Source organism: Cyclobacteriaceae bacterium, assembly GCA_013141055.1.
Taxonomy (GTDB): Bacteria; Bacteroidota; Bacteroidia; order Cytophagales; family Cyclobacteriaceae; genus ELB16-189.
In genome coordinates this window covers 57578-71689 of sequence record JABFRS010000001.1, presented here as the reverse complement: position 1 = coordinate 71689, position 14112 = coordinate 57578, and the positions used below count along the sequence as shown (strand labels likewise).

16 protein-coding genes are annotated in these 14112 nt (G+C 41.4%); 9 read left to right on the top strand and 7 right to left on the bottom strand.

Annotation, left to right across the window (positions count from 1 at the left end):
- The first annotated feature begins 2 nt into the window (after positions 1-2).
- The 5 genes from HOP08_00305 (at position 3) to HOP08_00285 (ending at position 3959) form a co-directional block, all read left to right on the top strand.
- On the top strand, positions 3-206 hold the full coding sequence (locus tag HOP08_00305) for a hypothetical protein (protein NOT73335.1): 204 nt from the start codon (positions 3-5) through the stop codon (positions 204-206).
- Between the two features lie 172 nt (positions 207-378).
- The gene (locus tag HOP08_00300; protein ID NOT73334.1) at positions 379-927 is read left to right on the top strand and encodes a YceI family protein; all 549 of its coding nucleotides are present in this window, start codon (positions 379-381) and stop codon (positions 925-927) included.
- 59 nt (positions 928-986) lie between these two features.
- Entirely contained in the window at positions 987-2393 is a 1407-nt protein-coding gene (locus HOP08_00295) for a sodium:solute symporter family protein (protein NOT73333.1), read from the top strand.
- On the top strand, positions 2365-2784 hold the full coding sequence (locus HOP08_00290) for an OsmC family protein (protein ID NOT73332.1): 420 nt from the start codon (positions 2365-2367) through the stop codon (positions 2782-2784). The genes HOP08_00295 and HOP08_00290 overlap by 29 nt, the downstream gene beginning before the upstream one ends.
- On the top strand, positions 2781-3959 hold the full coding sequence (locus tag HOP08_00285) for an aminotransferase class I/II-fold pyridoxal phosphate-dependent enzyme (protein NOT73331.1): 1179 nt from the start codon (positions 2781-2783) through the stop codon (positions 3957-3959). The genes HOP08_00290 and HOP08_00285 overlap by 4 nt, the downstream gene beginning before the upstream one ends.
- Here the strand turns inward: HOP08_00285 and HOP08_00280 are convergent, their stop codons facing one another.
- A complete protein-coding gene (locus HOP08_00280) occupies positions 3960-4277 on the bottom strand; it encodes a rhodanese-like domain-containing protein (protein NOT73330.1) in 318 nt (105 codons plus the stop codon).
- 135 nt (positions 4278-4412) lie between these two features.
- On the opposite strand from HOP08_00280, the gene HOP08_00275 reads away from it, so the two are divergent.
- The 4 genes from HOP08_00275 (at position 4413) to HOP08_00260 (ending at position 7624) form a co-directional block, all read left to right on the top strand.
- A complete protein-coding gene (locus HOP08_00275) occupies positions 4413-4796 on the top strand; it encodes a RidA family protein (protein ID NOT73329.1) in 384 nt (127 codons plus the stop codon).
- A gap of 83 nt (positions 4797-4879) precedes the next feature.
- Positions 4880-5935: an aromatic ring-hydroxylating dioxygenase subunit alpha gene (locus tag HOP08_00270; GenBank protein NOT73328.1), complete on the top strand. Its 1056-nt coding sequence runs from the start codon at positions 4880-4882 to the stop codon at positions 5933-5935.
- 148 nt (positions 5936-6083) lie between these two features.
- Positions 6084-6857: an OmpA family protein gene (locus tag HOP08_00265; protein ID NOT73327.1), complete on the top strand. Its 774-nt coding sequence runs from the start codon at positions 6084-6086 to the stop codon at positions 6855-6857.
- A complete protein-coding gene (locus HOP08_00260; protein ID NOT73326.1) occupies positions 6854-7624 on the top strand; it encodes an OmpA family protein in 771 nt (256 codons plus the stop codon). The genes HOP08_00265 and HOP08_00260 overlap by 4 nt, the downstream gene beginning before the upstream one ends.
- A 13-nt stretch (positions 7625-7637) precedes the next feature.
- Here HOP08_00260 and lhgO read toward each other — a convergent pair whose 3' ends face one another.
- The 6 genes from lhgO to HOP08_00230 all read right to left on the bottom strand — a co-directional run bounded on the left by lhgO (position 7638) and on the right by HOP08_00230 (position 13974).
- Positions 7638-8834 carry an L-2-hydroxyglutarate oxidase gene (gene lhgO, locus HOP08_00255; protein ID NOT73325.1) on the bottom strand — a complete coding sequence of 399 codons (1197 nt, stop codon included), beginning with the start codon at positions 8832-8834 and terminating at the stop codon, positions 7638-7640.
- A gap of 78 nt (positions 8835-8912) precedes the next feature.
- On the bottom strand, positions 8913-9404 hold the full coding sequence (msrB, locus tag HOP08_00250; GenBank protein ID NOT73324.1) for a peptide-methionine (R)-S-oxide reductase MsrB: 492 nt from the start codon (positions 9402-9404) through the stop codon (positions 8913-8915).
- 209 nt (positions 9405-9613) lie between these two features.
- A complete protein-coding gene (gene msrA, locus HOP08_00245; protein ID NOT73323.1) occupies positions 9614-10234 on the bottom strand; it encodes a peptide-methionine (S)-S-oxide reductase MsrA in 621 nt (206 codons plus the stop codon).
- Positions 10235-10304: 70 nt separating this feature from the next.
- Positions 10305-11405 carry a hypothetical protein gene (locus HOP08_00240; protein ID NOT73322.1) on the bottom strand — a complete coding sequence of 367 codons (1101 nt, stop codon included), beginning with the start codon at positions 11403-11405 and terminating at the stop codon, positions 10305-10307.
- Between the two features lie 66 nt (positions 11406-11471).
- A complete protein-coding gene (locus HOP08_00235; GenBank protein ID NOT73321.1) occupies positions 11472-12683 on the bottom strand; it encodes a hypothetical protein in 1212 nt (403 codons plus the stop codon).
- Positions 12684-12687: 4 nt separating this feature from the next.
- Positions 12688-13974, bottom strand: coding sequence for an MFS transporter (locus tag HOP08_00230; protein NOT73320.1), 1287 nt, complete (start codon positions 13972-13974; stop codon positions 12688-12690).
- Positions 13975-14112 lie beyond the last annotated feature (138 nt).

Sequence of the window (14112 nt, the reverse complement as noted above, 5' to 3'; positions counted from 1 at the left end):
AAATGAAACGCTCTCAAAAGATATTCATCGCCATCATGCTCCTGTTCTTTGGAGGCCTCATCATGCTCGCTTATGATATCAGCACCAAGACGACCTTTCCAGGAGCCAGGAATAGAAAAAAAGCTTCCTTGGACACCGTTTCCACGCATCCCAAAGATTCTTCCGGCGGCACTTTGTCGCCAAAATCAGCAGGTCAACAGCCATAAATCCTTTCAATCGGATTTGAATTTCTGTCCAGCCATGGCCGCTCTATATTTCTGACAGATTAAAGCCAACTATAGACAAGAATTTCCCTCGGGGTCCAGGACTTCGGGGGATTTTCCTTTTTAGGGGTTTTTGTTTCAGTTCTAATTAATAACTTCATGCACCTTAAATTTCATGAAGTCCTCCGCCATCTCTGTTCTTCTAATTCTTTGTTGCTTCCTTTCTCACGGACAGAAATTTGTTTCAGAAAAATCCAGTGTAACATTCTTCTCCGATGCATCCGTTGAGGACATCAAAGCTCTAAACACAAAATCGAACGGTAATTTTAATATTGACAATGGCGAAATTGAGTTTGTCATTCCTGTTAAAGAATTCAAATTCTCTAAGTCGCTTATGCAAAAGCACTTTAACGAGAAGTACCTGGAAACTGAAAAGTTTCCACAATCAGACTTTAAAGGAGAGATCAGAAATTATAAAACTGAAATTTCAGGTAAGCAGGATGTAAGAGCCGTTGGTAAGCTCACGATTCATGGTGTGACTAAAGCAGTGGATATTCCCGGAATCATGGAAGTGATCAACGGGAAAATAATTCTGAGAACAAAATTCATTGTTCGCCTTCAGGATTATTCTGTTACAATACCTCAACTTCTTTACCGCAACATCACAGAACAGGTGGAGGTCACATTTGATGTTACTTTCGTTTCCGAAAAAGAAAAGGAGTGAGGCTCAACTTACTTTAACTGGTTTGCTAAATTCTTTTATTTTTGAGGAAACGAAGTTAATTGCTCCTCTTCTCCATCATCGCATATCTTGCCCTTACCGTTTTCATCGGATACCTGGCATCGCGAAGAGTAAAAACATCAGGTGATTTCATGCTTGCCGGCAGAAGCCTGCCCATCCTTCTAAGTTCATCAGCACTTTTTGCAACCTGGTTTGGTTCGGAAACTGTTTTCGGTGCTTCTTCAGAATTCTTACGGGGTGGCTTATACGCTGTCATCGAAGATCCATTTGGTGCCGCCCTTTGTCTTGTCCTGTTCGGACTATTTTTTGCCAGGAAGCTTTATAACATGAATCTTCTCACGTTGGGAGATTATTTTAAAATCAGGTATGGTGGCAAAACCGAACTGGTTGCCAGTGTTTGTCTAGCACCTCCGTATGTAGGTTACATCGCGGCACAGTTGGTTGCCATGGGTCTCATATTGAATGTTGTGACAGGGCTTGATGTCTGGCAGGGAGTGGTGATCAGTGCCATCGTTGTAACCTTCTATACCTACATCGGAGGAATGTGGGCGATCTCTATCACCGATTTTATTCAAAGCATTATCATTATCGTTGGTCTTGTGGTATTGGCAATTGTTCTAAGCAATAAAGCAGGAGGAGTAGGTGTAGTACTTCATGAGATGAAACCGGAGAACCTTCAATTTCTGCCAAAGTCAAACGGCAAGGAAGTCATCACCTATATTGCAGCCTGGTCGGTTCTAGGTTTGGGATCTATTCCATCCCAGGATGTTTTTCAACGTTCCATGTCTTCGGGAAGTGCCAACACGGCAGTGCGCTCTTGCTACTATGCTGCTGCGCTCTACCTGACTATCGCTATGATTCCATTATTTATCGCTTTATGCACCAAGCATTTGTATCCTGAACAGGTTCAGGGTGACACTCAGCTGATTCTCCCATACATGGTCCTGCAACATACAGGAATCGTTGTGCAGATATTTTTCTTTGGCTCTTTGTTATCAGCCATCATGAGTACAACCAGTTCAGCCATGCTAGCTCCTGCCGCTATCTTTTCTGAAAATCTTGTAAGACCTCTTCTCAGTAGAAAACTTTCAGACAAACAGATGCTCATACTAACACGGGGCTCTGTATTGTTATTCAGCGTCACAGCGACAGTTATGGCCTGCTTGAGATCTGATATTTATAAACTTGTAGGGGAATCTTCTGTGCTAAGCCTTGTGACACTTTTTGCGGCAATGACGTTCGGGCTTTATTGGAAAAAGGCGAATGCATTTGGTGCGATAGCTTCAATGTTTAGTGGCTTTATTGCCTGGCTGTTCTTTGAATTTATTTTTGAAATTGATATCCCAAGCCTTGTTCCGGCAACGATGATCAGTATAATGGCGTTAGTGTTGGGTAGTTTATTATGGAAAAGCAATCATCATGAAAATAGAAATCAACCGGTTGAATGACGGCTTCTGGATGGAAGCAGTAAATGAAAATGGAAATAAAATCCATATTGACGCGTCTCCTGAGGTAGGAGGAACCGATCGGGGTTTTCGACCCATGCAAATGTTGCTGGCGGCCCTTGGTGGATGTAGTTCAATCGATATCATTTCTATTTTGAAAAAGCAGAAGCAACCGTTGGAAGATATTAAGATCACGATAACGGGGAACCGTCAAAAAGATGTCGTTCCTTCACTTTTTACAGAAGCACATGTTCATTTTACTCTTTATGGAAATCTCGATGAGGATAAAGTGAAGAAAGCAGTAGTTTTGTCTGTTGAAAAATATTGTTCCGTAGCCAAAACTCTTGAGAAGACAGCTACCATTACCCATAGCCTAGAAATCATTAATTCATGAGTGAAGAATCCTCCCACTTTGAAACGAACGCTATCCGTTCACAATTTGAACGTTCCAAGCATCGGGAGCATTCTGTTCCTCTTTATCTAACCTCAAGTTTCGTATTTGAAGATGCTGAACAGGCTCGTGCATTGTTTGCAGACGAAGTTCCCGGAAACATCTATACTCGCTTTTCAAATCCCAATAATACTGAGTTGATTAACAAGCTTTGTCTGCTGGAAGGAACGGAAGATGGAATTGCAACGGCTTCGGGGATGGCTGCAATGTACATCAGTATGGCTGGCTTATTGAAGTCTGGTGATCATGTTCTGGCATCACGTTCTGTTTTTGGTTCCACACATCAGATACTCACAACAATCTTTCCTCGTTTTGGTATTTCTCACAGTTATGTCGATATCACGGATTCAAAAGAACAGTGGGAAGCGAAAATTCTCCCTAATACCCGAATGATCTTTGTGGAGACTCCATCAAATCCTGCGCTGGATATTCTTGATCTGGAGTGGTTAGGTGCATTGGCGAAGAAGAAGAATGTGATTCTTAATGTTGACAATTGTTTTACAACTCCTTATTTACAAAATCCTGCGAAGTGGGGTGCGCACATTGTAACTCACTCTGCAACCAAATTTATTGATGGTCAGGGTCGTGTGATAGGTGGCGCTGTATTGGGTACCAAAGAACTCATTAAAGAAATTCGGTTCTTTGCCCGTCATACGGGACCATCAATGTCACCGTTCAATGCATGGATTCTTTCAAAGAGTCTGGAAACATTGGCGGTTCGTATGGATCGTCATTGTGACAATGCTCTGATTTTGGCAAAGTATCTTGAATCTCAATCAGAAGTTATAAAAGTAAAGTACCCCTTTTTGCCATCTCATCCTCAGCATCAGCTTGCAAAGAAGCAAATGAAGTCAGGTGGAGGACTTGTTACGTTTGAGATCAAAGGTGGGATTGACCGTGGCAGAAAATTTCTGAATTCATTAAAGATGATTTCTCATTCCGCCAATCTGGGAGATACCCGGACGATCGCGACGCATCCTGCTTCGACAACGCATTCGAAACTTACAGAAGAAGAACGATCAGTAGTTGGAATTACACCAGGTCTGATCAGGGTTTCTGTCGGATTAGAAAATATTCAGGATGTGATTCGGGATATCGAACAGGCAATGAATGTATAATTAATACTTGGTCATAGTCGGATCGATCTGATCAGCCCATGCAAGAATTCCTCCCTTTAGATTGTAGAGGTTTGTAAACCCCTGATTCTTTTCCAGCCAGCTAACCATATTTCCACTTCTCGCGCCACTGCGGCAATGGATGACTACCTGTTTATCACGGGAGATTTTGTCAGCATTATGTGGAATCTCAGCCTGAGGAATCAGTTCTCCGCCGAGATTGCAGATATCAAATTCGTGAGGTTCGCGCACATCAATTAATTGAAAATCAGCTTTGCTATCAATCAGTTGCTTTAGTTCCTGGACGGTGACTTCTTTCATAATGGTGATTTAATGGGCTGCAATTTAAGGAATAAGTTTAAATCCTTGATACTTTTCAGACTCTTCGTTAATCACTAGATTAGGTCTTAGAATCATAATTGTTTGAATGATAACAAACGCAAATTTTCAATGAGTATGTCAAGGACTAATTTTTCATCTGGAGCAAAATGGGAAGACATTGTAGGATATAGCAGAGCTGTGCAAATAGGTGATACTATTGAGTTGTCAGGAACTGTTGCGGTTGATGACAATGGAGTTGTTGGAAAAGGAGACTTTTACGCTCAAACAAAATTCATCATTAACAAAATTGAGAAAGTTCTGGGGCAAGCCGGCTTTAAGCTCACAGACGTTGTGCGCACCCGAATGTTTGTTACAGATATCAGCCATTGGGAGGAAGTAGGAAAAGCTCACGGTGAATTTTTCAAAAATATCAAGCCAGCTACATCCATGATTCAAATCAGTGCACTCATCGATCCGGATTATCTCGTTGAAATTGAAGTGACAGCGATAAAGTCCTGATGCATTAATTCGTTTTAGCCATAACATTAGCTTTCAGTATAAAAGCTTTAATTTTGCATCATTAAATTCCTCCAAATTCAATAATGGCTGATAACAAAGACCTCATCCTCAAGAATATATGGTATCTGGCTTTGCCAGGCGAAAGTTTAAAGAAGGGGAAACTCGTTCATCGCCAAATTGCCAATCATCGCATCGTATTCGGTCGCGATCCTCAGGGTAAAGTTTATGCATTGAAAGATAATTGTCCACACAGGGGTGTTCCTCTTTCAAATGGCCATGTTTTAGAAAACGGAAATATTCAGTGCTGCTATCATGGTTGGGAGTTTGATTCACAGGGAGTTTGTAAAAATATTCCGGCACTTCCTCCAGATACCAAAGCAGATATCAGCAAAATCAGAGCATGGAAGTTTCCGGTAACGGAGATTAATAATACCATTTGGATCTATATCCCGGAAAAACTTACTCCAAACATTGAGGTAAAAGAACCAGTTCCGGATCTTCATCTTTTACCGGAGCAGGATTTTCTGCATGTTGAATCGATCATAATGCCCACAAATATTGATCATTCGGTTATTGGACTCATCGATCCCGCGCATGTCACATTTGTTCATCAGTCATGGTTCTGGAGATCGGCAAAATCGTTGAAACTTAAGACCAAGAATTTTGAGCCTACTCCAAGAGGATTTAAGATGGTTCGTCACGCGCCTTCCGCGAACTCAAAGGGCTATAAGGTTTTGGGTGGGGGAGTTTCAACAGAGATTTTCTTTGATATTCCTGGCAACAGGCTTGAGCACATTTCAGTTGGATCCAGAAACAAGATCATTTCAATTACTACGCTTACACCGATCGACGACAATAACACGGAGTTGAATCAGTTCTTCTACTCGTCACTTTCCATTACAAGGTGGCTATGGTGGCCTTTGAAGGGCTTGGGTAAAACCTTTATCGGTCAGGACGTAGACGTGTTCCATAAGCTTGCCAGGGGGCTTGAGAATGATCCAACTCTCATGCTGGTTGGGGAACCCGATGCGCAGGCCCGTTGGTACTATGAACTGAAGAAACAATGGAAGGCATCACAGGAGACTGGTACGGAATTCCGCAATCCCCTCCAGCCTGAAATATTGCAATGGGTTACTTAATCGTTTTCAAAACAATATCCTGAACCTTTTCTCGTTTCGTTTGTATTAACTCCCTTAAGTAGTATTTGCCATTGCCTGTTGAAACGTGAGGTGACGCACTTGCCGATACTGTTAAAACTTTCATTAACGGTTTGCCTTTATTTCAACAATGAGAATTCTCCTCTCTGTCCTCTGTCTTGCTTTAATCTATTCCTGTACACCCCTCAGCTATCCAACAAACGTCGGAAGGGAGTATGGTAATCCATCCATGCCATGGATGGTCTCTCACATTCCAAACCGAAATATGGTGATTCTTGAAAAGCACAGTGCGCCTCATCATACGATGTTCACGAGGATACTTTGTTTTAAGAAATATTGCAGGCAGAAGATAGGAAGACAGAAATCCCTGAAGCCGATAACATTTGATAAGTTCAAAAAGAAAATTGCGAAGAATGCGAAGAAGGGCATGTACAAGAATTATAAAGCGGATTCTGCAAAAAGACCTGTCAGGAAAAAGACGGTGATCAAGAAAGATTCATCCCAGGTAATCGCACAAATTATGGAACCCGAAGTGCAGGCTCCCGTATTGAAAACTGATAGTTTAATTACATTGAGTGAATTCCTGTTTGAGACCAATAGTTCTACGTTGCAGAGTGAGCACTTCTCTGAGCTTGATTCAGTCATAGGATTTATGATCAAACATCCTTCGCTCGTGATTAAGATAACAGGCCATACTGATAATACAGGGAAGGAAAGCAACAATAAGACGTTGTCATTTAAAAGAGCAGAAGTGGTTGCGGAATACATTATTGACAATGGTGTTGGACTGGATCGGGTAACATTCGAGGGGCTGGGAAGCTCGAGGCCTCTGATGTCAAATACGACTGAGGCGGGTCGTAGAAAAAACCGTCGTGTCGAAATGCTTATGCACGATCGCAGATGACGCCTCACTTCATTTTCATTATACTCTTTGTAGCGATGGCTCAATTGAGCTTTGCGCAAGCAGGAAAGGATCCTAATCATCGTGGCCCAAGCAATGTTGGGAGGGAGTATGGAAATCCTTCCATGCCAATGTTTGTATCACATCTTCCGAAAAAGAATCAGGCAATGTTGGCGCGTGGATCATCACCTCGTCACAACATGTTTACCAGGCTTTTGTGTTTTAAAAGAAAATGCCGGATTCAGGTGGGGCATAAGAAATCTCTTCACGCTGTGAGTTATGAGAAATTCAAAAAGAAAATAAAGAAAAACGGAGATGTTAGTAAACAGACTCCCAGTGATTCAGTTTCGGGAAAAGTTAAACCGAAAGTTGTTCCTCAAAGGCCTAAGAAAGTCATTGATACGGTTAAGGCTCCTGCAATTGTTGAAGCGCCTGTTTTAAAAGAGGATAGCGTTATTGTATTGGGGGGAGAGCTTTTGTTTGCGACCAATAGTTCAAAGCTTTCAAGTGATCACTTTCCAACGCTCAACTCGATTGTAGACTTTCTTTCAGATCACCCTCGTCTAACGGTAAGAATATCAGGCCATACGGACAATACCGGAAATGAAAGTCATAATAAAAAACTATCGACTCAACGGGCAGATGTAGTGGCAGAATATTTAGTGGATAATGGAATTGATATCGACAGGGTTTCTTCTATTGGTCTTGGAAGTTCTTCGCCAATCGCACTCAACACTACCGTAGAACTTCTTATCCACGATCCAAGGTGAGCTGAACTTAATTTCAGAACCTCGCCAACACAAGTTTAGAAACAGTTTCTCCGATTGCCAATGATGAAGTAGCCGCAGGTGAGGGTGCATTGCATACATTGATCACCTGTTTTTCTTCCAGGATGAGAAAGTCATCCACTAATCCACCATTACGATCACATGCCTGAGCACGAACTCCTGCACCACCTTCCACCAAATCATCCTGTTGTATTTCGGGTAATAATTTTTGCAATGCTTTTGTAAATGCTGCTTTGGAAAAGGAGCGATACATTTCTCCAAACCCTGTCTTCCAGTATTTCGCAGCCACTTTTTGAAAGCCAGGCCACGCAAGTGTTTCTCCCAACTCAGCAAAATTGATATCTGATTTTTTATAGCCTTCTCTTTGGAAAGCAAGCACTGCATTAGGACCTGCTTCTACACCACCTTTAGCCATTCTTGTGAAGTGAACTCCCAGAAATGGAAAATTCGGATCGGGCACAGGATAGATCAGATTCTTCACCAGATATTCCTTTTCCTTTTTTAATTTGAAATACTCTCCACGAAATGGAATGATCTTGATGTTGAGATCTTTTACTGTGAGTCGCGCGACCTTATCGGAATATAAACCAGCACAATTCACAACCAGTCTCGTTGAATAACTTTGGGTATCCGTCACAACGGTTACATCCGTTGAAGTAGTCCTGATATCAATTACTTTGGATTGCAATTTGATCTCGCCACCATTTTTTCGGATGAGATCACCATATTTTTCCGCAACTTTTTTATAGTCTACAATTCCTGTTTGAGGTACAAATATTCCTTCAATTCCTTTAACGTGCGGTTCATATTCCTTTAACTCACCCTCTGAAAGTCTTTTCAGATTCTTCAATCCGTTTTGTTCACCCCTGACAAATAGATTTTGAAGTAGTGGCTTCTCAGCCTCATCGGTGGCTACGACAATTTTGCCACATAGCTCAAACGGAATTTCGTTCTTCTCACAGAAATCAATAAGCAAATGATAGCCATGAATGCAGTTCGTTGCTTTAAGGCTTCCAGGCTTGTAATAAAGGCCTGAATGAATTACTCCGCTGTTATTTCCTGTTTGATGTTTAGCAAGCTCGCCTTCCTTCTCAAGAAGAAGAAGCTTTGCCTCAGGCTTTTGCTTCTGAATCTGAAGAGCGGTGGCAAGTCCAACAATTCCACCACCAACAATAATAATATCGTATTGCACAATAGAAAACTTTGCACAAAAATACCTGTTAATATGATGTCTTGCTAATGAGTGGAATTCGTGTTTTGAATTTTATCTTCACTTCTTCTCGAAGGTCATCGATACCGAGTTCATGCAATATCTTAATCCGGTAGGATTAGGACCATCGTCAAACACATGCCCAAGATGTCCTCCGCAGTTACTACATACGACTTCGTTTCTTACCATGCCATAACTATCATCTGAATTCAAAGCCACTGCTTCCGGTTTAATGGGCTGCCAGAAGCTTGGCCATCCGGTGCCAGATTCAAATTTTGTAGTAGAGTCAAAAAGTGCCTGATGACAACCTGCGCAATAATAAATTCCTTTATCATGATTTTCCCAAAGAGCTCCCGTGAAGGCCTGTTCAGTTCCCTTCTTGCGAAGAACATAAAACTGTTGTGAGGTCAATTGCTTCTTCCATTCTGCCTCAGGTTTTGTTACAGGATATTTTTCAGCAGTGTCCTTTACTTTTGGATTTTGGGCGCACGAAAGGGATACGCAAGTCATGGCAAGAGCAAATATTATCAAAATTGAGTGCGAAATTTTCATATAGAATTTAGTAGTAGATACGAACCAGCATTAAAAAATGGATTTCCATAAAACACAAAAGACCCTGGCCGCCTGCCAGAGTCTTTTTGTACCTAAACCTAAACCTATGAGAGATGTAATCTCTTATGGGTAGTTTAACGGGCTATCCTTTTGATAGGTTACAGAATTCTTAAAAGACCCTGAAATATTTTGACATTTCTGAAAAACCTCTATTTCAACTTTGATTTGAACTGTTTTTGAAACTTATCCACCTTCGGCCGAATCACATACTGGCAATATCCCTGGTTAGGATTAAGTGCGAAGTAATTCTGGTGGTAATCCTCAGCAGGATAATAATTTGTAAGTGGAGTTATCTCGGTAACGATTGGATCGTTAAATGTGTGAGCCACTTCCAATTGCTTTTTATAATCTTCTGCAGTCTTTTTTTCTTCAGGAGTTTCATAGAATACTACCGACCGGTATTGGGTTCCTTTATCAGCACCCTGTTGATTCAAAGTAGTTGGATCATGGGTATTCCAGAAGACCTCTAAAAGGTCTGAGTAGGAAATAATTGCAGGATCATATGTGATCTGGATTACTTCGGCGTGACCCGTCAATCCTGTACACACTTCACGGTAAGAAGGATTTTTAACTTTTCCTCCGGAATAGCCGGACTCAACTTTTGTTACTCCTTTAAGTTGAAGGAAATACGCTTCTGTGCACCAGAAACAGCCTCCTCCAAAAGTCGCCTTTTTGAGATTTGAATTTGTAGTCATTGATTTTGCTGTTGTTTGACTGCTGACCATTATGGCCGAAGCCACAAACGCCAATGTGAATAATAGAGCTTTCATAATATCCTTTAAACCTAATAAACGTAAAAATGGTTTATCCGGATTTATATTATTGTCGCTTGGCTTACAATCAATATTGGCTGTAGAAAGATCTTAGCTGACTACTTAGATTCGTCTTCAGGCTGGACATGGATTGATTATACAAATATTGCTCAGCGGGATAGGACTCTTTTAGCTTGCAAAGATTTACCTGGTTGGTATTCAGGGCGCGTATATCTCCTGAATAGGTTGCCCAGTCATACTGCCACGCTACATTGCCGTCCACACTTTGATTCTGAAGAATGGCATCAGATGATACTTCTGTTATCGACATCATTGCGCTGCTGGTAGCACGCTTGACCTTGCGGTAATAGGTAATCTTGGCAGCAACATTCGTCATAATATCCTGTGTCTTGCCATCTGCACCTTTCTTTTCACCAGTCTTGACATCTTTCTTCACTTCTTCAGTACTCGTTGTAATGCTTGCCTGTGGATCTTCACGATATCCATTGAAAATGATCCTTAGATTTTGATGGGGTGGAACTGTGTCTTTTTGGGAGATAGGCTTGAAAGAAAGAAACTGACGCTGTATGCCTATGATGATAGGCTGAAATGATCCATAGTTAAAACGGGAAGCATTGATCTCTTCATATGCTACTCTTAAAGTGGCGTTGAATTCTGCCTGAGTCATCATCTCAATGGATTCACGATAGCCAGGCTCATAAGCAGCTGCATCTTTAAAATTAAAGTAAGCGACCTTTGCATCTGTCCTTGTGTTTTTCATCAGTGAAGTAATGCCCTCTTGATAGCTTTCCTCAGCAGCTTTTGATTTGGCATCTGCTAGTTCTTTAAATCGTGTTGCGGGTTTGCTAATGATCTTCATCGCACCCAGCGAAGTTTTGATCTGATCATTGATGTAATTGATCTGCTCGTATCCTTTTACTGCATTTCTCCATTTCCTGGGATCATCGGCATTGATGCCATTCTGAATATTTGCTTCGATGTATTCGATTGACAATGGATAGCCCTGGGTAAGAACTGCTATTGCTTTTTTATTATCGGGACTTCCCCGAAGTCGGTTGATAGATTCAATGACTGCCTCATAATAGTCACCTTTCTTTAAAGCTGCTTTACCCGAAGTGCAGGCTTCTGCCAACAGAATGATTAAAAGGAACAGTAAAATTTTTCGCATAAGCATTGTTAAAAATCAGCCCTGAATTTAGAAATATGTCGTTATTACAACAAGTAAACAAATGGATTATTGATTTGGAAAAAGATCAATCAGTATGTCATCAATGAGATTTTTCCAGTTTCCCCAGGAATGACCTTCATTATTTTCGCGATAATTATACACACATGCATTGTCCTGAAGAATCTGCTTCATCTTCCGACTACCTTCACTGGCATCATTGATTAATCCTGACGTCATGCTGATCCTTATTTTTGGATTGGTGGCACTGCTGCAGATGGTATAAATCTGAGGGCGTGTTCCAAAAGCAGGAGATTGAATTCCTGCCATGCTGAAAATATCCGTTCTGGTGAAAGCAAAATAGGCGGATGTAAGTCCTCCCATAGATGTTCCCATAATAGCACGATCCTTTGCTTCAGCTTTTACAGGAAAATTATTTTCAACATCAGGGATCAATTCATCCACGAAGAACTTTAAATACTTCTCATTCAGATTGAGTTCTTCCATTCGCCTGTTGTTGGAACGGTTGACGGGTTCACGATGATCAACAAAGACCGCAATAATAGGTTTGATCTTTTTATCGACGATCAGATTATCAAGGACAGGGATCATATTGCCCAGCTCCGGCATCATGTACTCATATCCATCTGTAACATATATGACGGGGAGTTTACCCGCTTGTTCATAACCAGCGGGTAAGTAAACGCTATACATCACCTGATACCCAAGAATTTTACTGGACACAAGCAGATCCTTTTTAAGAGTGCCGCGAGCAATGCCTGGTCTCTCTTTCAGGATCGGATCTGATTTCGACAAGGGCATCCGCAATTCAGAATTAGGACTTCCGCCACCAACACCTGACCACTGTTGATATGGATTCTCCGGATCCAATAACCAGCGATGTCCATCGATCATTATTTTGTAATCCAACCTTGCATCTTTTGGAAATGAACACCTAAGTATCCAGATATTGGTGCCATGGATCCTTTTGCCCCTGTTATCAAAATCCCTTCGATAACCCCATCCATTAAAGTCACCCATCCATGCTACTGTCTTTGCATCTCCATGGTATAAAAACGCTACCGAGTCATCTTTTATAAAAGGAATTCCAACAGATTTGATTTCCTTCCATGCAAGATCAATGGATGTCTTTTGTGAAGCGGCATCCGTAATTTTCCCAGCCTTGTATAATTTGGTAATTGTTTCTGTAAAGCTTGATTGACTTTGACTAAAAGTAGGAATTGAAACAAGAATAAAAAGTAAAGAGATAAGGATTCTCATATGATTATACAACATCATCTTTGTCATCCACAAATCGTACCGAAATAGCAGCGATGAGAAGAAACACTCCTGCCATCACAATGCTGTAAATAGGTTTTGAGCCATAGACATGCTTTACAATCGGACCTCCGATAAGCGAGTTAATGATCTGGGGCAAAGTGATGAAAAAGTTAAAAATCCCCATATAAATGCCCATTTTAAGGGGTGGGATAGAGCCAGCAAGGATGGCGTATGGCATGGCAAGTATACTCGCCCACGCAATGCCAACACCAATCATAGAGTAGATCAGCAATTCGGGATCGTGAATGAAGTAAATGGAGATTAATCCTAAACCTCCTGCTACGAGCGAAATGGCGTGAGTTGATTTTCTTCCAATCTTGGCAGCAATAAATGGAAGACATAATGCATAAATGGCCGACACGCCATTATACGTCCCAAACATTTTATTCACTTGATTAGCGGCATCATTAAAAGCGCCGGATACGTGATCATCAACAGGAAGTCCATAGACATGTGTAGCAATTGCTGCCGTGCTGTAAACCCACATTGAGAAAAGTGCAAACCATGAGAAGAACTGAACGATACCCAATTGTTTCATGGTCCCTGGCATCCTGATGAAATCAGTAATGATCTGAGACATTCCTTTGCTCTTACCAATCTGATCGGGTTCTTTTTTATATTCCTCAGGTGGAAATTCTGTCGTCGTTACCACTGTCCACAAGATTGCAATTAAGAATATCATGGCTCCGACATAGAATGACAGCGTTACGCTATAAGGCATTCTGGTAGTGCCATCCGTTACTTCTTTTTCAACTCCGAAATAGACAAGAATGACAGGAAGCAGTGATCCAATTACAGCTCCTAATCCAATGAGACAAGTTTGAAGAGAAAAGCCTAATGTCCTTTGATCTGTTGGTAGCAAATCAGCAACCAAAGCCCTGAAAGGTTCCATCGCAATATTGAAAGATGTATCCATGATCATAAGGATACCAGCTCCAACATAAAGTGGCGGTAAAATGTAAGCAAATATTGCCGCGTTGGGCATAAAGATCAGAGCAACGGAAGCAAGAATAGCACCTCCTAAAAAGTATGGCTTTCTTCTTCCAAGAGCCGTCCAGGTTCTGTCACTGAAGTAACCAATCAAAGGCTGCACAATCATTCCGGTGAGAGGTGCTGCCAACCAGAACCAGGAGAGGTGTTCAACATCAGCTCCGAAGGTTGATAAGATGCGTGAAGCATTCCCGTTCTGTAAAGCAAAGCCAAACTGGATCCCGAAGAATCCAAAACTCATATTGAAGATTTGCCAGAAGGAAAGTCGTTTTTTTGCAGTAACTGTACTCATGTATAGATTTTTCAGGCAGATTTTTTAGGTCTCGTCGTTCGTTTACGATTCCGTCAAGGGACGAATGTCAGCAATATCAAAGAGATT

Coding starts and splice junctions, on each gene's coding strand:
- HOP08_00305 (NOT73335.1), top strand. CDS start 3: ATGAAACGCTCTCAAAAGATATTCATCGCCATCATGCTCCTGTTCTTT.
- HOP08_00300 (NOT73334.1), top strand. CDS start 379: ATGAAGTCCTCCGCCATCTCTGTTCTTCTAATTCTTTGTTGCTTCCTT.
- HOP08_00290 (NOT73332.1), top strand. CDS start 2,365: ATGAAAATAGAAATCAACCGGTTGAATGACGGCTTCTGGATGGAAGCA.
- HOP08_00285 (NOT73331.1), top strand. CDS start 2,781: ATGAGTGAAGAATCCTCCCACTTTGAAACGAACGCTATCCGTTCACAA.
- HOP08_00280 (NOT73330.1), bottom strand. CDS start 4,277: ATGAAAGAAGTCACCGTCCAGGAACTAAAGCAACTGATTGATAGCAAA.
- HOP08_00275 (NOT73329.1), top strand. CDS start 4,413: ATGTCAAGGACTAATTTTTCATCTGGAGCAAAATGGGAAGACATTGTA.
- HOP08_00270 (NOT73328.1), top strand. CDS start 4,880: ATGGCTGATAACAAAGACCTCATCCTCAAGAATATATGGTATCTGGCT.
- HOP08_00265 (NOT73327.1), top strand. CDS start 6,084: ATGAGAATTCTCCTCTCTGTCCTCTGTCTTGCTTTAATCTATTCCTGT.
- HOP08_00260 (NOT73326.1), top strand. CDS start 6,854: ATGACGCCTCACTTCATTTTCATTATACTCTTTGTAGCGATGGCTCAA.
- msrB (NOT73324.1), bottom strand. CDS start 9,404: ATGAAAATTTCGCACTCAATTTTGATAATATTTGCTCTTGCCATGACT.
- msrA (NOT73323.1), bottom strand. CDS start 10,234: ATGAAAGCTCTATTATTCACATTGGCGTTTGTGGCTTCGGCCATAATG.
- HOP08_00240 (NOT73322.1), bottom strand. CDS start 11,405: ATGCGAAAAATTTTACTGTTCCTTTTAATCATTCTGTTGGCAGAAGCC.
- HOP08_00235 (NOT73321.1), bottom strand. CDS start 12,683: ATGAGAATCCTTATCTCTTTACTTTTTATTCTTGTTTCAATTCCTACT.
- HOP08_00230 (NOT73320.1), bottom strand. CDS start 13,974: ATGAGTTTTGGATTCTTCGGGATCCAGTTTGGCTTTGCTTTACAGAAC.